This is a genomic window from Lelliottia nimipressuralis (genome assembly GCF_004115925.1).
Classification (GTDB): domain Bacteria; phylum Pseudomonadota; class Gammaproteobacteria; order Enterobacterales; family Enterobacteriaceae; genus Enterobacter; species Enterobacter nimipressuralis.
Window position 1 is genome coordinate 185,876 of record NZ_SDDX01000015.1, and the last position, 19,894, is coordinate 205,769.

Annotated in this window: 22 protein-coding genes and 1 pseudogene; 6 read left to right on the forward strand and 17 right to left on the reverse strand. The window is 56.0% G+C overall.

All coding sequences use genetic code 11. The features are described 5' to 3' along the window. The first annotated feature begins 8 nt into the window (after positions 1–8). Together sseA and ETG88_RS13570 are read left to right on the forward strand one after the other, a co-directional pair. Entirely contained in the window at positions 9–854 is an 846-nt protein-coding gene (gene sseA, locus ETG88_RS13565) for a 3-mercaptopyruvate sulfurtransferase (protein ID WP_129035578.1), read from the forward strand. Next, entirely contained in the window at positions 854–1,624 is a 771-nt protein-coding gene (locus ETG88_RS13570; RefSeq protein WP_129035579.1) for a MurR/RpiR family transcriptional regulator, read from the forward strand. The genes sseA and ETG88_RS13570 overlap by 1 nt, the downstream gene beginning before the upstream one ends. A gap of 18 nt (positions 1,625–1,642) precedes the next feature. Here the strand turns inward: ETG88_RS13570 and sseB are convergent, their stop codons facing one another. From sseB to trmJ, 11 genes are all read right to left on the reverse strand, one after another. After that, positions 1,643–2,419: an enhanced serine sensitivity protein SseB gene (gene sseB, locus ETG88_RS13575; protein ID WP_100779313.1), complete on the reverse strand. Its 777-nt coding sequence runs from the start codon at positions 2,417–2,419 to the stop codon at positions 1,643–1,645. Between the two features lie 93 nt (positions 2,420–2,512). Next, entirely contained in the window at positions 2,513–3,799 is a 1,287-nt protein-coding gene (pepB, locus tag ETG88_RS13580; protein WP_100779312.1) for an aminopeptidase PepB, read from the reverse strand. 68 nt (positions 3,800–3,867) lie between these two features. Continuing rightward, complete coding sequence (gene iscX / locus ETG88_RS13585) at positions 3,868–4,071, reverse strand: Fe-S cluster assembly protein IscX (protein ID WP_100779311.1); 204 nt, start codon at positions 4,069–4,071, stop codon at positions 3,868–3,870. Between the two features lie 11 nt (positions 4,072–4,082). Beyond that, entirely contained in the window at positions 4,083–4,418 is a 336-nt protein-coding gene (fdx, locus tag ETG88_RS13590) for an ISC system 2Fe-2S type ferredoxin (RefSeq protein WP_100779310.1), read from the reverse strand. Position 4,419: 1 nt separating this feature from the next. Beyond that, positions 4,420–6,270, reverse strand: a complete 1,851-nt coding sequence (gene hscA, locus ETG88_RS13595; RefSeq protein ID WP_129035580.1) for a Fe-S protein assembly chaperone HscA — start codon at positions 6,268–6,270, stop codon at positions 4,420–4,422. Between the two features lie 15 nt (positions 6,271–6,285). Continuing rightward, positions 6,286–6,801, reverse strand: a complete 516-nt coding sequence (gene hscB, locus ETG88_RS13600) for a co-chaperone HscB (protein WP_102104982.1) — start codon at positions 6,799–6,801, stop codon at positions 6,286–6,288. Between the two features lie 198 nt (positions 6,802–6,999). Continuing rightward, positions 7,000–7,323 carry an iron-sulfur cluster assembly protein IscA gene (gene iscA, locus ETG88_RS13605; protein ID WP_100779307.1) on the reverse strand — a complete coding sequence of 108 codons (324 nt, stop codon included), beginning with the start codon at positions 7,321–7,323 and terminating at the stop codon, positions 7,000–7,002. A 19-nt stretch (positions 7,324–7,342) separates the two neighbouring features. After that, complete coding sequence (iscU, locus tag ETG88_RS13610; RefSeq protein ID WP_005120408.1) at positions 7,343–7,729, reverse strand: Fe-S cluster assembly scaffold IscU; 387 nt, start codon at positions 7,727–7,729, stop codon at positions 7,343–7,345. A gap of 22 nt (positions 7,730–7,751) precedes the next feature. Then, entirely contained in the window at positions 7,752–8,966 is a 1,215-nt protein-coding gene (locus ETG88_RS13615; RefSeq protein ID WP_129035581.1) for an IscS subfamily cysteine desulfurase, read from the reverse strand. Positions 8,967–9,085: 119 nt separating this feature from the next. Next, positions 9,086–9,577 carry a Fe-S cluster assembly transcriptional regulator IscR gene (iscR, locus tag ETG88_RS13620; RefSeq protein ID WP_100779305.1) on the reverse strand — a complete coding sequence of 164 codons (492 nt, stop codon included), beginning with the start codon at positions 9,575–9,577 and terminating at the stop codon, positions 9,086–9,088. Between the two features lie 235 nt (positions 9,578–9,812). Then, complete coding sequence (gene trmJ, locus ETG88_RS13625) at positions 9,813–10,550, reverse strand: tRNA (cytosine(32)/uridine(32)-2'-O)-methyltransferase TrmJ (RefSeq protein WP_100779304.1); 738 nt, start codon at positions 10,548–10,550, stop codon at positions 9,813–9,815. A gap of 137 nt (positions 10,551–10,687) precedes the next feature. Between trmJ and suhB the strand changes: the two genes are divergently transcribed. Continuing rightward, a complete protein-coding gene (gene suhB, locus ETG88_RS13630) occupies positions 10,688–11,494 on the forward strand; it encodes an inositol-1-monophosphatase (RefSeq protein ID WP_100779303.1) in 807 nt (268 codons plus the stop codon). An 82-nt stretch (positions 11,495–11,576) separates the two neighbouring features. On the opposite strand, the gene ETG88_RS13635 is transcribed toward suhB, so the two are convergent. Then, positions 11,577–12,557 carry a nickel/cobalt transporter gene (locus ETG88_RS13635; protein WP_129035582.1) on the reverse strand — a complete coding sequence of 327 codons (981 nt, stop codon included), beginning with the start codon at positions 12,555–12,557 and terminating at the stop codon, positions 11,577–11,579. Further along, positions 12,548–13,186 carry a DUF1007 family protein gene (locus tag ETG88_RS13640; RefSeq protein WP_100779301.1) on the reverse strand — a complete coding sequence of 213 codons (639 nt, stop codon included), beginning with the start codon at positions 13,184–13,186 and terminating at the stop codon, positions 12,548–12,550. Before ETG88_RS13640 ends, ETG88_RS13635 begins: the two co-directional genes overlap by 10 nt. A gap of 125 nt (positions 13,187–13,311) precedes the next feature. Between ETG88_RS13640 and csiE the strand changes: the two genes are divergently transcribed. Continuing rightward, the gene (csiE, locus tag ETG88_RS13645; protein ID WP_107703108.1) at positions 13,312–14,589 is read left to right on the forward strand and encodes a stationary phase inducible protein CsiE; all 1,278 of its coding nucleotides are present in this window, start codon (positions 13,312–13,314) and stop codon (positions 14,587–14,589) included. On the opposite strand, the gene ETG88_RS13650 is transcribed toward csiE, so the two are convergent. Together ETG88_RS13650 and ETG88_RS13655 are read right to left on the reverse strand one after the other, a co-directional pair. Continuing rightward, entirely contained in the window at positions 14,584–15,732 is a 1,149-nt protein-coding gene (locus tag ETG88_RS13650; protein WP_123427064.1) for a 3-phenylpropionate MFS transporter, read from the reverse strand. The two genes, csiE and ETG88_RS13650, sit on opposite strands and share 6 nt — an antisense overlap. Positions 15,733–15,804: 72 nt before the next feature. Continuing rightward, on the reverse strand, positions 15,805–16,008 hold the full coding sequence (locus ETG88_RS13655) for an aldose epimerase family protein (RefSeq protein ID WP_420890801.1): 204 nt from the start codon (positions 16,006–16,008) through the stop codon (positions 15,805–15,807). 236 nt (positions 16,009–16,244) lie between these two features. Between ETG88_RS13655 and ETG88_RS13660 the strand changes: the two are divergent. Further along, positions 16,245–16,668: pseudogene (locus tag ETG88_RS13660) on the forward strand (DoxX family protein). Positions 16,669–16,716: 48 nt separating this feature from the next. On the opposite strand, the gene glyA reads toward ETG88_RS13660, so the two are convergent. Next, positions 16,717–17,970 (reverse strand): serine hydroxymethyltransferase, encoded by a 1,254-nt coding sequence (gene glyA, locus ETG88_RS13665; RefSeq protein ID WP_100779297.1) that lies wholly within the window; start codon positions 17,968–17,970, stop codon positions 16,717–16,719. 304 nt (positions 17,971–18,274) lie between these two features. Here glyA and hmpA point away from each other — a divergent pair, with 304 nt between their 5' ends. After that, positions 18,275–19,453: an NO-inducible flavohemoprotein gene (gene hmpA / locus ETG88_RS13670; RefSeq protein WP_129035583.1), complete on the forward strand. Its 1,179-nt coding sequence runs from the start codon at positions 18,275–18,277 to the stop codon at positions 19,451–19,453. 77 nt (positions 19,454–19,530) lie between these two features. Here hmpA and glnB read toward each other — a convergent pair whose 3' ends face one another. After that, positions 19,531–19,869 carry a nitrogen regulatory protein P-II gene (gene glnB / locus ETG88_RS13675; protein WP_002914032.1) on the reverse strand — a complete coding sequence of 113 codons (339 nt, stop codon included), beginning with the start codon at positions 19,867–19,869 and terminating at the stop codon, positions 19,531–19,533. Positions 19,870–19,894 lie beyond the last annotated feature (25 nt).

Here is a 19,894-nt window from a genome sequence, read left to right on the forward strand (position 1 = left end):
AGGCACCCATGTCCACCTCATATTTTGTCGCAGCCGACTGGCTTCTCGAACATAGCGACGACCCGGAAGTGCAAATCCTCGACGCGCGCATGGCCCCGCCAGGGCAGGAGCATCGCGACGTTCCCGCTGAATACCGCGCCGGACATCTTCCGGGCGCGGTCTTTTTTGATATCGAAGCCCTCTCCGATCACACCTCTCCCCTGCCCCATATGATGCCGCGCCCGGAGGCCTTTGCCGTGGCCATGCGTGAGCTGGGCGTGAGCCGCGATAAACATCTGGTCGTTTACGATGAGGGCAATCTGTTCTCCGCTCCGCGCGCATGGTGGATGCTGAAAACCTTCGGCGTAGAGAATGTATCTATTCTGGCCGGTGGCCTGGCAGGCTGGCAGCGCAATGAACTGCCGCTTCAGCAGGGGAATGTCGCTCTGCCGGAAGGCGACTTTGACGCGACGCTGGACCCAAACGCCGTGAAACGTCTCACCGACGTTCTGCTGGTGAGCCACGAGAAAACGGCGCAAATTGTCGATGCCCGACCGGCGCCACGCTTTGCAGCCCAGGCTGATGAACCCCGTCCAGGCCTGAAACGCGGACACATTCCCGGCGCGCTCAACGTACCGTGGGGCGATCTGGTATTTGAAGGCGAGCTGAAAACCACCGATGAACTGAGCGAGATTTTTGCCCGCCAGGGGGTGGATTTGCATAAGCCTGTGGTTGCCAGCTGTGGCTCCGGCGTGACCGCCTGCGTGGTGATTCTGGCGCTGGCAACGCTCGGCGTGACCGACGTGACGCTGTACGACGGTGCGTGGAGCGAATGGGGTGCCAGGGACGATCTGCCGATTGAACCTGCTCAGTAATGGATAACCGACTGGCAACACTGCTCACGCGCGGGGAGTCCCTGACCCGCGCGGAATATCGCGTCCTGGCTCATCTCACGGAGCATCCGCTGCTGGTGGGCAATATCACGGTACGCGAGCTGGCGCAGGCGACCTTTGTCTCGACGGCCACCATTATGCGCCTGTGTCAGAAGCTGGGGTTTAGCGGTTTTAGCGAGTTCATCTGGCACTGCAAACAGCTGCTGACCGACACACCGCACATTGCGGCACAGGCGCAGGATTTGCCTCACCTGCCCGCCCTGTTCAGCCAGTTTATCGCCAACTATCAGCAGACGTTTCAGTGGGTCACGGAAGAGAAGCGCCGTCAGTTTGCCACGCTGCTGCGCGAGAAAGAGAGTTTCTTTCTTTACGGTGCCGGGTTTTCCTATTTGTTCGCGGAGTACCTGACGAAAAAGCTGCAGGTGCTGGGCAAAACGGCCTTTATCTCCGGGCCGGGCGACAGCCGGAATATTTTTCTGAGCAACGCCGCGCGCTATCAGGTGTTTATCGCGGTGTCGCGCAGTGGTGAAACAGAGCAGGTGCTGGATAAAGCGCGGATCGCCAAAAACGTCGGCATGACGGTGATTGCCTTTACCCGTGCGTCAGCGAATACGCTTGCCGGGATGGCGGATTTGCATTTCGCATTGTATGACGAAGCCGTGCATTATGCCGCCGAGGCCGCAGGCGTGACGTCATTTGAATCGAATCTGGTTTTGCTGATGGATTTGTTACTGCTGGAAGCAACGGGGTGAGTGTTCACCCCGCGAATATCAGATAATACGGGTAGTTTTCAGATCGCGCAGGAATCCGCCCCAGCGACGTTCATAGAACGGCGTGATGTGCTCGGTAATAAAGTGGCTAATGCCCTTCTCACCTTTCACGACCTGACAGATATCAATCGGCTCATCGCCCGGGAGCGTGTCGGTCGCAACGCTTCCCGCCGCCTGAATGATCTCGTCGATGTCACCATCGGCTTCAATCCCAATCAATAGCACGGGCTGTTCTTCTGCGCTCTCTTTGATAGAGCACAGAAACGCGCGTTTCACCGGCTTGATGGTTTTGAACAGAGTGGTCAGAGAGTCGATCATCTGCGCCGGAGGCTCAGCCACTTCAGACAACAGCAGCGTTTCGCCACCCTCCAGCACTTCCTGCGTGCTAAGCGGGTTGCCCTCTTCGCCAATCAGATGGCTGATTTCACGCGGAGTAAACTCTTTCCCGGTCGGCAGTTTTGCATTGAGGAAGAGCGTTTCACCGAGCGTCATTTCAAACAGCGTGCGCACGGGCATGACGACAAACGCCTGTTCGTCTTCCACCGCTTGCTGCAGGGCTTCCAGCGAGGTGAAAAACGGGATAACAGACGTGCCGTCGTCTTTTTCCCAGTGCAGCAGATCCAGCGCGCTGTCTTCCACAACCTGCTCGCCTTCCGCCGCCGTTCCCGGAACCCAGACGGTGGACTCCAGCAGGGTGCGGAAAAATGCCGGACGGTGGGCTGGCTCAGTGGCCGCCTGCTCCAGCAGGGTTTCTAATTCGTTTTTGGTTTCGGACATAGTTTCGTTACGTTAATCGCCCGGCGGCGCAGCGCTTGCACGGGCCTACGGGGTTTGTAGGCCGGGCAGCGGCTACGCTACCCGGCAGGAGGACTACTCAGCAGTCAACAAATTCGCAATCGTACGTACACCCAGACCGGTAGCGCCCGCAGACCACTGTTCCACGCCCGCTTTGCGGTAGGTGGCGGAGCAGTCGATGTGCAGCCAGCCTTCGTGATAGTTCTCAACGAAGTGGGACAGGAAGCCTGCCGCGGTGCTTGCGCCAGCCGGATACGCTGCGCTTGCGGTGTTGTTCAGCTCGGCAAAGTTAGACGGCAGCTGGCTGCGGTGGAATTCCGCCAGCGGCAGACGCCAGAAAGGTTCGTTTTCAGCGGCGGCACTCGCCAGCAGGCGTGCGGCCAGTTTGTCGTCGAAGCTGAACAGCGCGTGATAGTCATTACCCAGAGCGGTTTTCGCCGCCCCCGTCAGGGTCGCCATATCGATGATCAGCTCAGGTTTCTGCGCAGAGGCGTCAATCAGACCATCCGCCAGCACCAGACGGCCTTCGGCGTCGGTGTTCATCACTTCGACATTTTTACCGTTACGGTAGCGAATGATATCGCCCAGCTTGAACGCATTGCCGCTCACCATGTTGTCTGCACAGCACAGGTACAGTTTTACGCGCTTGTTCAGACCGCGGGTGATGGCGAACGCCAGTGCGCCGGTAATGGTTGCCGCGCCGCCCATGTCGGACTTCATTGAGTCCATAAACGCGCTCTGCTTCAGGCTGTAACCGCCGGTATCAAAGGTAATGCCTTTGCCGACCAGACACGCGTAAACCGGCGCTTCTTTGTCACCGGTCGGGTTGAAATCGAGAGCCAGCAGCACCGGTGGTCGCTCAGAGCCGCGCCCTACAGTGTGAATCCCCATGTAGTTTTGCTCGCGCAGATCTTCACCTTTGGTGATGCGATAAGACATTTTATCGCCTGCGACTTTACACAGCAGATCGACCGCGCGCTGCGCCAGCTGTTCAGGGCCCAGCTCTTCCGCCGGAGCGTTAATGGTGTCGCGTACCCAGTCGATGATGGTCAGACGGTTTTCCAGCTCTTTCTGCGCGGATTCGTCCAGGTTTGCCCACTCGACTTTACGGGTGCCTTTCGGGCCTTTGTAACCCGCCCAGAATGCCCAGCTGCGATCCGTGTCCCAGCCTTCTCCGGCCAGAGTGACATGCTTGATGCCCAGGCCGTCAATTTTACGCGCGGCGCGCTGGATCAGACCCAAATCGTCGGAATCATTCAGGTGCAGGGTGATGCCGTCATTGTTGATGCTGTAGGTGGCTTTGTCGCCCCAGCGTGCGTCAGCAGGCTGTGTAGAGAGCGTAATTTTCATCGCTTCGGTCATTTTATTTTTCCTTATTCGCAACGAGCAAACGGGCCGCCAGAAGGCAGCCCGTATGATCTTTCTTTCTGTTAAACGTCTGCTTCATCTAACCAGACTAACAGAATCGCCTCCAGAATTTTTTCATTGGATGCGCTGGGATCATCGTCAAAATCTTCCAGATCGCAGATCCACTGATGCATATCGGTGAATCGTACGGTCTTCGGATCGAGATCCGGGTTGGCGTCGTACAGCGCCTCACCGATTTCGCGGCTGTCGGTCCACTTCAGTCCCATACTACCCCCTGTTAATGCTCACGCGCATGGTTGATAGTGTAACGCGGGATTTCGACCACCAGGTCTTCATCGGTGACGCGCGCCTGGCAGCTTAAACGGCTGTCTGGCTCCAGACCCCATGCTTTATCCAGCATGTCGTCTTCGTCTTCGGTGCTTTCCGCGAGGGAGTCAAAACCTTCACGCACGATGCAGTGGCAGGTGGTGCAGGCACAGGATTTTTCACAGGCGTGTTCCACTTCGATACCGTTGCGCAGGGCAACGTCGAGGATGGTTTCGCCGGTCTCAGCTTCCAGAACTGCGCCATCCGGACAGAGGTCCGCATGAGGCAGAAAAACAATCTTTGGCATATTAAACCTCGTCCACGGACTGGCCTTTCAGCGCGACACGGACAGACTGGTCCATGCGGCGAGCGGCGAAATCCTGGGTTTGTTTATCAACGTTTTTAATCGCTTGTTCTATTGCGTCAGCGTCATCGCCAACCGCCACTGCGCGTAGCTGCGCAACGGCGTCGTCAATGGCCTGGCGCTCTGCGGCACTTAACAGCGCGGCATCGGCAGTGAGTGCGCCTTCCAGACTTTCCAGCACGCGCGCGGCTTCCACTTTCTGTTCCGCCAGCATACGTGCCTTCACATCCTGTTCGGCATAGCTCATTGAATCCTGAATCATGGAGGCGATTTCGCCGTCGGTCAGACCGTAAGACGGTTTCACCTGGATGGATGACTCCACGCCGGTCGATTTTTCCATCGCCGTGACGCTGAGCAGACCATCGGCATCCACCTGGAAGGTGACGCGGATATGCGCCCCGCCTGCTGGCAGCGCAGGAATACCGCGCAGCGCGAAGCGCGCCAGCGAACGGCAATCCTGGACCAGCTCGCGCTCGCCCTGCATTACGTGGATAGACATCGCAGTCTGGCCATCTTTGAAAGTGGTGAACTCCTGCGCGCGCGCCACCGGAATGGTGGTGTTACGGGGGATCACTTTCTCGACCAGGCCGCCCATGGTTTCCAGCCCCAGAGAGAGCGGAATCACATCGAGCAGCAGCATTTCGCTGTCCGGCTTGTTACCGACCAGAATATCCGCCTGAATCGCGGCCCCAATCGCCACCACTTTATCCGGGTCGATGGAGGTGAGCGGCGTGCGGCCAAAGAATTCACCCACGCGTTCACGTACCAGCGGTACGCGCGTTGAGCCGCCGACCATCACCACTTCCAGCACTTCGCTCGCGTCGACGTTGGCGTCTTTCAGCGCGCGACGGCAGGCCAGCAGCGTGCGTTTTACGAGCGCAGCAATCAGTTCGTTGAACTGCTCGCGGGTGATTTTGCCGCGCCAGCCCGCCACGTCAACGGTGACTGACTGGGCATCGCTAAGCGCAATTTTGGCGTCGATAGCGGCATCCAGCAGTTCGCGCTGAACGCGCACGTCGCTGCGATCGGGAATACCCGCCTGCTCGCGAATGTAATCCGCCAGCAGGTGGTCGAAGTCATCGCCGCCGAGGGCTGAGTCGCCGCCGGTTGCCAGCACTTCAAATACGCCACGGCTGAGGCGCAGAATGGAGATATCAAAGGTGCCGCCGCCGAGATCGTAAACGGCAATCACCCCTTCCTGGCCGGAATCGAGACCGTAAGCAATCGCCGCAGCGGTCGGTTCGTTGAGCAAGCGCAGCACATGCAGGCCCGCCAGACGCGCAGCGTCTTTCGTGCCCTGACGCTGTGCGTCGTCGAAATAGGCTGGAACGGTGATAACAACGCCATCCAGTTCGCCTTCGAGCGTCGCGGTCGCGCGCGCCGCGAGCGCTTTGAGAATATCGGCAGAGACGCGAACCGGGTTGAGCAACCCGGCGTCGGTGGCAATCATCGGCAGGCCGTTAACACTGGCCTGCAGCTGATACGGCAGATGCGGGTAACGCGTTTGAATATCGGCCAGCGAGCGGCCCATCATCCGTTTTACCGAGCTGATGGTATTGGCCGGATCTTTCGCGGCATTGGCGCGCGCGTCATATCCCACCGAATGGCCCTGCTGCTGGTAGTAAACGACAGAGGGCAGCAGATGACGCCCTTCGGCGTCTGCCAGCGTTTCTGCCTGGCCGCTGCGTACGGTCGCTACGAGGGAATTGGTGGTGCCTAAATCAATGCCCACCGCCAGACGACGCTGGTGCGGTGCGGCGCTCAGACCAGGCTCACTAATTTGTAATAAGGCCATGTTAAGCTTCCAAAATCAGAAATCGAGCAGCTTTTCTTCGAGTTGTTCAGCACTGCTTCGCAGTTTATCGAGAAAACGCAGCTTGCGTACAGTATCTGCCGCCACGTCCCACGTCTCGTTATTCAGTTGTTCAACCATCTGCTGATGGCGGGTATCGAACATCGCTTTCACCCGTTTGATGAAGCTTTCAAGACGCACTTCGTCTTTCGCCTGTTCGATCTCATCCAGCTCTTCGCGAAGCTCCAGCTGTTCCATCAGGAAAGCGGTGTCGCGTACAGTGTGTTGTTCACTTGCCAGATCAAAACCGTGCAGCGAGAGCAGATATTCCGCACGCGCTAAAGGGCTGCGCAGCGTTTGCCACGCCTGATTAATGGTGGCTGACTGCGAAACGGCAGCCAGTTGCTCCGCCTGAGACCCGCTGGCAAATTTATCAGGATGGAATTGACGTTGCAGATCCTGAAAACGAACCGTCAGGGCCTGGATATCGATCGGGTACTGGGCGGGCAACCCGAAGAGGGTGAAGTAATCCATAACAATCTCAGGGTTAGCCAGTTAGAACAAACCCCACACGCAGCCAGGCCACGGTGGGGTTATACCTTCTTACTTCGCGTTGCAGATGCGTTGCCTGCGCTCGCTCACTCCGGTCACTTACTTAAGTAAGCTCCCGGAGATTCACTCGCTCGCCGCCTTTCTGCAACACGAATTAATCGGTATAACAGCGGAACGCAGTTAAACGTGGAAGCTTTCGCCGCAACCGCACTCGTCTTTTACGTTCGGGTTAGTGAATTTAAACCCTTCGTTCAGGCCTTCTTTAACGAAGTCCAGCTGAGTGCCGTTGAGGAATTGCAGGCTCTTGCCATCGACTACTACCTTCACGCCTTTGTCTTCAAACACGGTGTCATCAGTCGCCGGTGCGTCAACAAATTCCAGTACATAAGCCATCCCGGAACAGCCGGAGGTACGTACGCCCAGTCGCAGGCCAAAGCCTTTACCACGGTTCGCCAGAAAGGCGCTTACTCGCGCGGCAGCGCTGTCGCTAAGGGTAATCGACATAACAAAACCTCAACTCTTCTTATTTCGCTTCACGTTTGCTTTTGTAATCCGCAATAGCGGCTTTGATCGCGTCTTCTGCCAGAATAGAGCAGTGAATTTTCACCGGTGGCAGTTCGAGTTCGTCAGCAATATCGGTATTTTTAATTGCCTGTGCTTCGTCCAGAGACTTGCCCTTCACCCACTCGGTGACCAGGGAGCTGGAAGCGATAGCAGAACCGCAACCGTAAGTCTTGAAACGCGCGTCTTCAATGATACCTTCATTGTTGACTTTAATCTGCAACTTCATCACGTCGCCACACGCTGGCGCGCCGACCATGCCGCTACCAACGCTTTCGTCGCTGTTGTCGAAAGAGCCAACGTTGCGTGGGTTCTCGTAATGATCAATAACTTTTTCGCTGTAAGCCATGTTGAATTCTCCTTCGTACCGATTAGTGATGTGACCATTCAATGCTGTTCAGATCCACGCCCTGTTTGAACATTTCCCACAGTGGAGAAAGGTCACGCAGACGGCCAATGGAGTTACGAACCAGCTTGATGGTGTAGTCAATCTCTTCTTCGGTAGTGAAGCGACCTAAAGAGAAACGGATAGAACTGTGTGCCAGCTCGTCGGTCATGCCCAGTGCACGCAGCACGTAGGATGGCTCGAGGCTTGCAGAAGTACAGGCAGAACCGGAAGAGACCGCGAGGTCTTTCAGCGCCATAATCAGCGATTCGCCTTCAACATAGTTGAAGCTGACGTTGAGAATGTTCGGAGCGCCCTGCTCGAGATCGCCGTTCAGATAGACTTCTTCCATATCTTTCACGCCGTCCCACAGACGGTTACGCAGCGTGCGCAGGCGCGCCATCTCGCTTTCCATCTCTTCTTTCGCGATACGGTAGGCTTCGCCCATGCCCACGATCTGGTGAACAGGCAGAGTTCCTGAACGCATGCCGCGCTCATGACCGCCGCCGTGCAACTGTGCTTCGATGCGAATACGTGGTTTACGACGAACGTACAGCGCGCCGATACCTTTCGGACCATAAATTTTGTGGCCGGAGAAGGACATCAGGTCCACTTTCAGCTGGCTCAGATCGATAGGCAGTTTGCCCACGCTCTGGGTCGCGTCAACGTGATAGATGATGCCGCGCGCACGGCAGAGTTCGCCGATAGTCGCGATATCCTGAACCACGCCGATTTCGTTGTTAACATGCATGATGGACACCAGAATGGTGTCGTCACGCATGGCCGCTTCGAGCTCTTTCAGGTCGATAATACCGTTGCTCTGAGGGGCGAGATAGGTGACGTCAAAACCTTCACGCTCAAGCTGGCGACAGGTGTCCAGCACGGCTTTGTGTTCGGTTTTGCTGGTGATAATGTGCTTGCCTTTTTTCTGATAGAAGTTGGCAGCGCCTTTGATCGCCAGGTTGTCGGATTCGGTTGCACCGGAGGTGAAAACAATTTCACGCGGGTCGGCGCCAACCAGCTCAGCAATCTGATTACGGGCGATATCAACCGCCTCTTCAGCATGCCAGCCAAAACGGTGAGAACGGGAAGCTGGGTTACCAAAGTTTCCGTCCAGGGTCAGACACTGCATCATTTTCTCGGCAACACGCGGGTCCACCGGCGTGGTTGCGGAGTAATCGAGATAGATCGGTAATTTCATTGCTCTATAAACTCCGTACATCGCTTCAATGCAAGGAATCAGGCTAACCGGCTGGATGTACGGCCGAGTACACGGGGCAACGGGTGCCCCGGCCTGATTCGAAAAATCTTATCGTTTTTTTACGCGCGCAGTTTAACGTCGATTGCGTCTTGCGCGCGGGTGCTGCGTTGGTTTTCGTGATTATGCTGGCGGCCAGACACTTCCATAACTTCCTGGTTATTAACCAGTTCACCGAGGGTGATGTTATTCAGAAAGCCGGTCAGACGGTCGCTCAGATCGCGCCACAGCGCATGGGTCAGGCATTTATCGCCGCCCTGACAGCCGCCTTTGCCCTGGCAACGGGTCGCATCAACAGACTCATCAACAGCACTAATGACTTCGCCAACTGCAATACTGCCCGCGTCTTTACCCAGCAGATATCCGCCGCCTGGGCCGCGAACGCTGGAAACCAGTCCATTTTTACGCAATCTGGAGAACAGCTGTTCCAGATAAGAGAGGGAAATACCCTGACGTTCAGAAATATCAGCCAACGGAACCGGGCCCGATTCAGAGTTGAGCGCAACGTCCAGCATCGCGGTCACAGCATAACGCCCTTTAGATGTCAGTCTCATGTCTTACTTAACCTCAAACTCGCCCCTGCCCGGGGTTTTTTATTGTAAAATGGGGGGTATTGCATAGCAGGGCCAAGTCTGACATTCCCGACTAAATTGGTCAACTATTTACTTGACTGTTTTAGTCAAGTATTTAGCCTTATGTGCGCTCTAAGCCTTGTCGGGTGGCGCTTTGCTCACCCGACTGACCAGAACGTCGGCCCGCTCAAGCGAAGCGCAGCCGGGCAATCAGGCGTTACTGTTGCTTATTCTTCTGCTCAATAATCGACGCCAGCATCCCGCGCAGAATGTTCAGCTCCTGCGTTTCCGGGCGGGCGCGGGTAAACAGACGGCGCAGCTTGTTCATCACCTGGCCTGGATGCGACGCGCGAATAAAGCCCGTCGTCAGCAGCGTTTGCTCAAGATGTTCGTAGAAACGCTCTAAATCGTCCACCAGCGGATACGCGGCGTCTTCTTCCTGCTCCGGGGTGACGCCTTTTTCCTGGGTCGCCAGCCACGCCATACGCACTTCGTAGGCAATAACCTGCACCGCCATCGCCAGGTTCAGAGAGCTGTATTCCGGGTTCGCGGCAATCGCCACGTGGTAATGACACTTCTGCAGCTCGTCGTTGGTCAGGCCAACGCGTTCACGGCCAAACACCAGTGCGATCGGCGCCTGCTGGGCTTCAGCAACGCTTTTCAGGCCGCATTCGCGCGGATCGAGCATCGGCCACGGCAGCGTACGTGAACGTGCGCTGGTGCCAACGACCAGGCTACAGCCCGCCAACGCTTCATCAAGGGTATCGACGATCTGAGCATTGCCGATCACGTCGCTCGCCCCTGCAGCCAGTGCAATGGCCTGCGAGTCGGGTTTAACCAGCGGATTGACCAGCCACAGATTGGTTAACCCCATGGTTTTCATAGCGCGGGCGACAGAGCCCATATTGCCGGTGTGCGATGTTTCGACCAGTACGATTCGGATGTTTTGCAGCATAATTAGTTTTGTCTGAAGCCAGTGTCTGAAGAATATTCGGCCATATTATCATAAACGAGAGACATGATCCGAACTCGCTGCTATACTCTGGGCCGTTTTCGTTTCCCCTGTTCTTTAACATCCAGTGAGAGTAACCGATGCAACATCCTATGTTGACCATCGCCGTGCGCGCAGCGCGCAAGGCGGGTAATGTAATTGCCAAACACTACGAAACTCCAGATTCTGTAGAAACCAGCCAGAAAGGCAGCAATGACTTTGTGACTAACGTCGATAAAGCCGCAGAAGCGATTATTATCGAAACCATTCGCAAATCTTACCCGCAGCACACCATCATCACCGAAGAAAGCGGTGAACACGCAGGCGAAGATCAGGATGTTCAATGGGTAATCGATCCACTGGATGGCACCACCAACTTCGTTAAACGCCTTCCTCATTTTTCTGTTTCTATCGCTGTACGCATCAAAGGCCGTACTGAAGTGGCCGTTGTTTACGATCCAATGCGTAACGAACTGTTCACGGCTACCCGTGGTCAGGGCGCACAGCTGAACGGCTACCGTCTGCGCGGCAGCAACTCTCGCGATCTGGATGGCACAATTCTGGCGACCGGTTTCCCGTTCAAGGCGAAACAGCACGCTCAGACCTACATGAAAATCCTCGGCAAGCTCTACACCGAATGCGCGGATTTCCGTCGCACCGGTTCTGCTGCGCTGGATCTGGCCTACGTTGCCGCTGGCCGCGTTGATGGTTATTTCGAAATCGCGCTGAAGCCGTGGGATTTTGCTGCAGGCGAGCTGATTGCCCGTGAAGCAGGCGCACTGGTATGCGATTTCACCGGCGGTCACAACTACATGCTGAGCGGTAACATCGTGGCCGGTAACCCGCGTGTGGTGAAAGCTATGCTGGCAAACATGCGTGACGAACTGAGTGAAGCGCTGAAGCGTTAATTCCGTCTGTTGTGCCCGGTGGCACTGTACTTCCCGGGCCTACGATCCTGTAGGCCGGATAAGTGCAGTGCCATCGTTCGTTTTAGAACGGCCGCAACCCCCGCCCTACCGGCACCGCACTGATCCACATCGTCACCGCCGCCACCAGTAAAATCACCCCGCCCGCTAACGCCAGCGTCGTCCAGCCAACCTGCCGCCACAGTACCGGCGTTGTGTTGCCGCTCAGTTTGACCGCCAACTGGCGAAAACTGTGGACCAACAATGCCAGCGAGGTAATCGTGAGCGACGTCCCCGCCGCCATCGCCAGCGCGGAGACCACGCCCCAGCTAAATACACCAATCACCTTACTGAACAGCAGCACCATGATCGCCCCGGAACAGGGCCGCATTCCCATCGACAGAATAATCATCAGCCGCGCGCGCCAGTCATCTGTGCCCTGTAACTGCTCCTGCGTCGGCAGATGTTGATGCCCGCAGCCGCAGTGTGCGTCGTGAACATGATGCGCCGTGAAGGCTTTAAACGTTGGTTTTCGAAGTAATGCCCGCAGTTTTTTGATCGCCCGCCAGCAGAGCAGCACCCCCAGCACGCCCACCAGCGCATAACTGCCCTTCTCCAGCCAGAAGCTGCTCATGTGCAGCTGTCGGGCAGGCAGTTGCAGCACCGTCAGCACCACGATCACCAGCGCAATCGCCACCAGCCCCTGCAACAACGAAGAGGCGAGCGTTAAGCCGATACTGGATTTGAGCTTTGAAGGGTGAGTCGCAAGCCAGGTGGTGATGACGATCTTCCCGTGCCCTGGCCCCAGGGCATGCAGCACGCCGTACAAAAAGCTGAAGATCAGCAGCGAGCCGCCCGCTTTGGTCGGGTTTTCCGCCACGGCCTTGAGCAGCCCGCTCATTTGCTGATTCACGTCGCGCTGCCAGAGGATGCTTTTCATCATCACCTGCGGCCACGCCTGCCAGAGCCATAACGCCCCGATGGCCGCTAAGATCAGAAACAGTGCCAGCGGCCACAGGTGCAGCCAGCGGCGTTTTTTGCTGAGTGAAGTGGAGATCACTGACATTGCACGGTCACCTGCTGCGCAAACTGTTTACCCAGATCCATATCTTCCGGCGGCGCATCCGCTTTATCGAGAGAGAGCGCAAAATTCATCGTCTCTTCGCTGGGTTTTGGCGTATGAACCGCAATCGTGCAGCGCTTTTGCAGCACCGCGGGCAACGTTGCGTCTTTGTCTTCGGCATAACTCATGTCAACGTAGTAGCTCGGGTCAAAGGTTGAAAACGTATACTTCTGCCCCGCCAACGGCTGAGGTTCGGCCAGCGGCAGAATAAAGGTTAACACCGCCTGGTGCCCGTCGCGCTCCATGCCGTAGGTCGTGGGGCGATTAAGAAATTTCACTTTCTGACCGTTGTGCCAGAACTCGGTGAAATAGTGCTGACCGAGTACGTTGGCCATCACTTCCGCCGCCAGTTTTTTCCAGATCTCATCGCCCGGTTTCGCATCGCCCGCGTCATAGAGTAGATCGGCTGATGTAATTTCATCCATCGTCCAGCGCATTTTCAGCCCGCTCAGGTGCGTATCGTCTGCGACAATCTCCGTCTGCAGGCTGATAAAACTGTGAGGATGCGCAACGGCGGCAGAAGATAAAACCGCCAAAAATAGCGCCGTGGCGCTGTGTTTAACTATTTGCATCGATTCCTCACGTCAAAAATTCTGTGATGTTCTCCCGCATTCCTGACGGAAAGACCCACGGGTGCGCTTTCCTGCGCACATCCTTTAGCTATTCTTATCGAATACTCCTACTGGATACCCGACAGATGATGACGACCCTCGAAAACCCATCTGTGCTTTCCAGTTCGCAGCGCCGCTGCCAGGTGCTTTTGATGCTTTACCTGCCAGGTATTGCCGTGACCCCGCAAAGTATTGTTGATATCAATGGGGTGGACGACGACATTGCACGGCAAGATATAGCCGAGACACGCGATGAGATCCAGCGCTATCACCGGCTGAACATCGTGACGCATCATGACGGCAGCTACCGAATTGAAGGTACGACGCTCGATCAACGTTTATGCCTGCTGCACTGGTTGCGACGGGCATTGCGGCTCTGTCCGCATTTTATTACACAACAGTTTACCCCGGCGCTCAAAACCGAGCTTAAACAACTCGGCATTGCGCGTACGCTGTATGACGATACCAATCTGCGCGCGCTGATCAACTTCTGTTCGCGCCGCCTGCAGCGCCACTTCGAGTGTCGCGACGTGCAGTTTTTGCAGCTCTATCTGCAATATTGCCTGATCCAGCATCATCTGGGGCAGACGCCACAGTTCTCCGCTGTCCAGCGCCACTGGGCGCATTCGCGCGGTGAATATCTGGCAGCACAAGAGATCGTCCGCCACTGGCAGCGCCGCGTGCGGCAAAGCCCGCATGCCGATGAGCCGCTGTTTTTGTCACTGCTGTTTATGATGCTGCGCACGCCCGATCCGCTGCGCGATGCGCATCAACTGGATCAACGCCTGCGCCACGCCATCTCGCGGATGATCGGGCGCTTTCGCGGGCAAACAGGAATGCGCTTTAGCGACGAACAGGGGCTGACGGATCAGCTGTACATCCATCTTTCCCAGGCGCTGGACCGCTCGCTGTTTGGCGTTGGTATCGACAACAGTCTGCCCGAAGAGATCGGTCGCCTCTATCCGCGCCTGATGCGCACTACCCGGGATGTGCTGTTTGAAGTGGAAGCAGAATTTGGCCTGCGGTTTTCCGATGAGGAGATGAGCCTGGTGGCGGTGATTTTCGGCGCCTGGCTGATGCAGGAGACCGACCTGCATGAAAAACAGGTGGTGCTGTTAACGGGCGATGATAAAGCCTGCGAAGTGATGATTGAAGAGCAGCTGCGCGAGCTGACGCTGCTGCCTCTGAATATCCGCTATGTGTCGCTCCAGACGTTTCAGAAAGACGGCGCACCGCGCGAGGCGGCGCTGATTATTACTCCGTACCCTACCGCCCTGCCGCTGTTCTCGCCGCCGCTCATTCATGCCGTAGAGACGTTGAATGCGCAGCAGCAGGAACATATACGCGCCATGCTGGAATCATAGCGCTTCGCTGCGCGCTGCCACTTTGGGACGAACCACCATCGCTGGCAGCGCCACCAGCGCCATCACCCAGAACACGCCGTGGCCGAGGTGCTGATAGAGGAAGCCCGCAAACACCGTCATCACGGCGATACTGCCGCCCATCGCCACCGCCGAATAGACCGCCTGGAGACGAATCACTTCGCTGCCCTGACGCGCAGCGATGTAGCGCATCGCCGCCAGATGGCACACGGTAAAGGTACCGCAGTGCAGGATCTGAGCCACAATCAGCCAGGGGAGATCGGTGGTCCAGCCCATAATGCCCCAGCGCAACACGCCGCAGACGGCGGAGAGCAGCAGCAGATCGCGCGCACCAAAACGGCGGAACAGCTTCTTGCTGAGAGCAAAGATAATGACTTCCGCCACCACGCCCAGCGACCAGAGATAACCCACTGCCGACGCGGAATACCCCGCCCCCTGCCAGTAAATGGCGCTAAAACCGTAGTAGGCCGCGTGAGCGCCCTGCAACAGACAGACGCAGGCCAGAAAACGCCAGCTCTGTTTAATCAGTGACCGCCAGGCGGCCCAGCCGGTGCTCTCCTGGTGACGGCTTTCGCCCTGCGGTTTCACCGACGGCTGCAGCAACATCCCCAGCAGCATTGAGGCAATACCGACGCTTAACAGCGCCAGAATCGCCCGATAGTCGTAGAGACTGACCAGTTTGCCCACCAGCGCCGAGCCAATCACAAAGGCGATGGACCCCCACAGGCGCACGCGTCCGTAGTCCATCGTCACCTGTTTTTGCCAGGTGTTCGCCAGCGCGTCCGTCAGCGGTACCAGCGGCGAGAAGAAGAGGTTAAAACCGACCATCACCACCATCAGCCACGCAAACTGCTGATTCACCCAGAAGCCCGCGAGGAACACTAGCGTCAGCAGCGCGAGGATGCGCATGGCCTTAATCAACAGAGAGGGATCGCTGACGCGCGGCGCAATCAGCAGGCTGCCCAGGAATCGCGCCACCAGGCCTGCACCCAGCAGAATGCCGATGGTTTCCGGCGTCAGGCCGATACCTTTGAGCCAGACGCTCCAGAAAGGCAGAAAAATACCGTAGCTAAAAAAGTAGGTAAAATAGCTGAGCGCCAGCCAGCGCGTGGAATGCAAACCCATGAATCCCTCCCGTTTTGGAGGCGCTAGTCTGGCGCTAAAAAGTGGCCGACGCAAGCGGCTATTAACAGCTGATTAACAGGAATTTGCCGTTGATTCGGCGGCAATTTCTGAGGCTAAACGGGTGCGCTCATCCTGGGCTAACGCTGCTAAACCTGGTTGTCCGGCCTGATGACGGGCATTCACCGGATGGCGCTGAGGTTCGAGGCATAAGCGTGGTTCACCCGACATTCGAAACAGCATCAGCCACGGAGTTTGCGATGATATTGTGATAACCATCACATTACCTCTGCCAGACAGCGCCTGTTTATTCGCTCCTGAAACGCTTACGCCAACGGATTATCGAGATTGCATTCAGGCCGCCAAAAGCGGGAACGGGGCAGGAAGCGAGTCGAAATGCACGGGGTCATGGAGCAGACTTGCGAAGGGTTAAGCGGCTGATAATTTGGTCTTATGGCGGAGTTACCGGTTGTGTATTAGCTTTAAGATAAGCCCCATCCAATAACGAGCCTGCCATGAACACTCTACGCTATTTCGATTTCGGACAGTCCCGCCCGCTGGTACTGCTGATTGCACGTATCGCGATTGTTGTGTTGTTTATTATTTTTGGTATTCCGAAAATGACCGGTTTTGATGGAACGGTGCAATATATGACGTCGCTCGGCGCACCGATGCCGATGCTGGCGGCGATTATTGCGGTGATCATGGAAGTGCCCGCCGCGATTCTGATTGTGCTCGGGTTCTTCACCCGGCCGCTGGCGCTGCTCTTTGTCCTCTATACGCTTGGGACAGCGGTGATTGGTCACCACTACTGGGATATGAGCGGTGATGCGGTTATGCCTAACATGATTAACTTCTACAAGAATATCAGCATTGCCGGCGCGTTTTTTGTTGCTGGCCGTGACCGGGCCGGGAGCAATATCTGTCGACCGTCGCTAGATAACATAAAGGCCGCTTACGCGGCCTTTATTATTTCTGCGAGCAGGATTACGCGTAGACAGGGAAACGTGCGCAGATATCCAGCACTTTACCTTTAACACGTTCAATCACAGCTTCATCGTTGATGTTATCGAGAACATCACACATCCAGCCAGCCAGCTCTTTCACTTCCGCTTCTTTGAAACCGCGGCGAGTGACAGCCGGAGAACCGATACGGATACCGGAGGTCACAAACGGGCTCTTCGGATCGTTTGGTACGCTGTTTTTATTAACGGTGATGTTAGCACGGCCCAGCGCGGCATCGGCTTCTTTACCGGTCAGGTTTTTATCAACCAGATCCAGCAGGAACAGGTGGTTCTCAGTACCGCCAGAAACCACTTTGTAACCGCGGTTCAGGAACACTTCCACCATCGCTTTCGCGTTTTTCGCCACTTGCTGCTGGTAAACTTTGAACTCTGGCTCCATCGCTTCTTTCAGGGCAACGGCTTTTGCTGCGATAACGTGCATCAGCGGGCCGCCCTGAGCGCTTGGGAAGACGGCAGAGTTCAGTTTTTTGTACAGATCTTCGTCACCACCTTTCGCCAGGATCAGGCCGCCGCGCGGACCCGCCAGGGTTTTGTGGGTCGTGGTGGTGACAACGTGTGCATGTGGAACCGGGTTCGGGTAAACGCCTGCTGCAATCAGACCGGCGACGTGCGCCATATCAACGAACAGGTATGCACCGATGCTGTCTGCGATTTCACGCATTTTTGCCCAGTCAACCACGCCGGAGTAAGCAGAGAAACCGCCGATGATCATCTTCGGTTTATGGGTCTGCGCCTGCTTCGCCATGTCTTCGTAGTCAATTTTACCGGACTCATCAATACCATAAGGGATGATGTTGTACAGTTTACCGGAGAAGTTAACCGGGGAACCGTGAGTCAGGTGGCCACCTTGCGCCAGGTTCATACCGAGAACGGTATCGCCCGGCTGCAGCAGCGCGGTGTAAACCGCGAAGTTCGCCTGAGAACCAGAGTGCGGCTGTACGTTCGCGTAGTCTGCGCCAAACAGCTCTTTAGCACGGTCAATCGCCAGTTGTTCAACGATATCAACGTATTCGCAACCGCCGTAGTAGCGTTTGCCCGGGTAACCTTCTGCATATTTGTTGGTCAGCTGAGAACCCTGCGCCTGCATTACGCGCGGGCTGGTGTAGTTCTCGGAGGCGATCAGTTCGATGTGCTCTTCCTGACGTACTTTTTCCTGCTCCATAGCCTGCCACAGTTCGGCATCATAATCGGCAATGTTCATTTCACGCTTTAACATCCGCATCTCCTGACTCAGCTAACAATAAAATTTTGGCCTGAAAAGGCTGTCCTGATAGACGACGGGCAACAGTATAACCGAATAGTGTTGCGATAACAGGTCTTGACAAAGGATTTTACGCAAACGTTTACCTACCCGCCACGCAAGGGTTTGAGGAATAAAGACCTCGCGATTTTCAATGGATTTCTTTTCAGGTTTGTGATGCAACTATTTCATCATGCAAAGAACCATTTACAAAGCAGGGCTATTTTTTATAAGATGCATTTAAAATACATCATTAGAGTAACAATCGAAGGAAGTTGCTATGTTAGACGCTCAAACCATCGCTACCGTTAAAGCCACCATTCCCCTGCTGGTCGAAACCGGACCGAAACTGACCGCCCATTTTTACGATCGCATGTTCGCTCATAACCCAGAGCTGAAAGAGATTTTCAATATGAGCAATCAGCGCAACGGCGATCAGCGCGAGGCGCTGTTTAACGCCATCGCCGCGTATGCCAGCAATATTGAAAATCTGGCCGCGCTGCTGCCTGCGGTTGAGAAAATTGCCCAGAAGCACACCAGTTTCCAGATTAAACCTGAGCAGTACGATATCGTTGGTAGCCACCTGCTGGCGACGCTCGACGAGATGTTCAGCCCAGGCCAGGAAGTGCTGGACGCCTGGGGCAAAGCCTACGGCGTGCTGGCGAATGTGTTCATCAATCGTGAAGCGCAAATCTACAGCGAGCACGCGACGAAAAACGGCGGCTGGGAAGGCACGCGCGCGTTCCGTATCGCCGATAAAACCCCGCGCAGTGCCCTGATCACCAGCTTTGAATTTGAACCCGTCGACGGCAAACCAGTTGCGGATTATCAGCCGGGTCAGTATCTCGGCGTATGGCTGAAACCAGAAGGGTTCCCGCATCAGGAAATTCGTCAGTACTCTCTGACGCGTAAAGCGAATGGAAAAGGCTATCGTATTGCGGTGAAACGTGAAGACGGCGGTCAGGTTTCTCACTGGCTGCATAATCACGCCAGCGTCGGCGACGTGGTGCATCTGGCGGCACCGGCGGGTGATTTCTTTATGGCGGTAGAAGCGAACACGCCTGTCACGCTGATCTCTGCGGGTGTCGGCCAAACGCCGATGCTGGCGATGCTCGATACCCTCGCAGCGGCAAACCACAGCGCGCAGGTGAACTGGTTCCACGCGGCGGAAAACGGCCAGGTCCATGCCTTTGCGCAAGACGTTAAAACGCTGGGTGCCACGCTGCCGCGCTTCACCTCTCACATCTGGTATAACAAACCGGAAAGCGATGACGTGTTTGATAGCGCAGGGCTGATGGATTTATGGACTCAGGAAGGGGCGTTCAGCGATCCGGCCATGCAGTTTTATCTCTGCGGTCCGGTCGGTTTTATGCAGTTTGCCGCGAAGCAGCTGGTTGAATTGGGTATTAAAGCAGAGCAGATCCATTACGAATGCTTTGGCCCACACAAAGTGCTGTAACGCAAAAAGCCCCTTTCAGAGGGGCTTTTTATTACGCCTGGCAGTTCGCTCTACCCGCGTATGACATCGACGCCGTCTTAAATTGCCGCGTCGTCTTCTTCACCAGTACGAATGCGGATGACACGCGCCACGTCAAAGACGAAGATCTTGCCGTCACCGATTTTACCGGTCTGCGCCGTGCGGATAATGGTATCCACGCAGGTATCGACGATATCGTCAGTCACCACAATTTCGATTTTCACTTTCGGCAGGAAATCCACCATGTACTCTGCGCCACGGTACAACTCGGTATGACCTTTCTGGCGACCAAAGCCTTTCACTTCGGTGACTGTCATCCCGGTGATACCGACTTCCGCCAGCGCTTCACGCACATCATCCAGTTTGAAAGGTTTAATAATCGCATCAATCTTTTTCATGGTGGGTCCTTAAACGCTCGCCTGT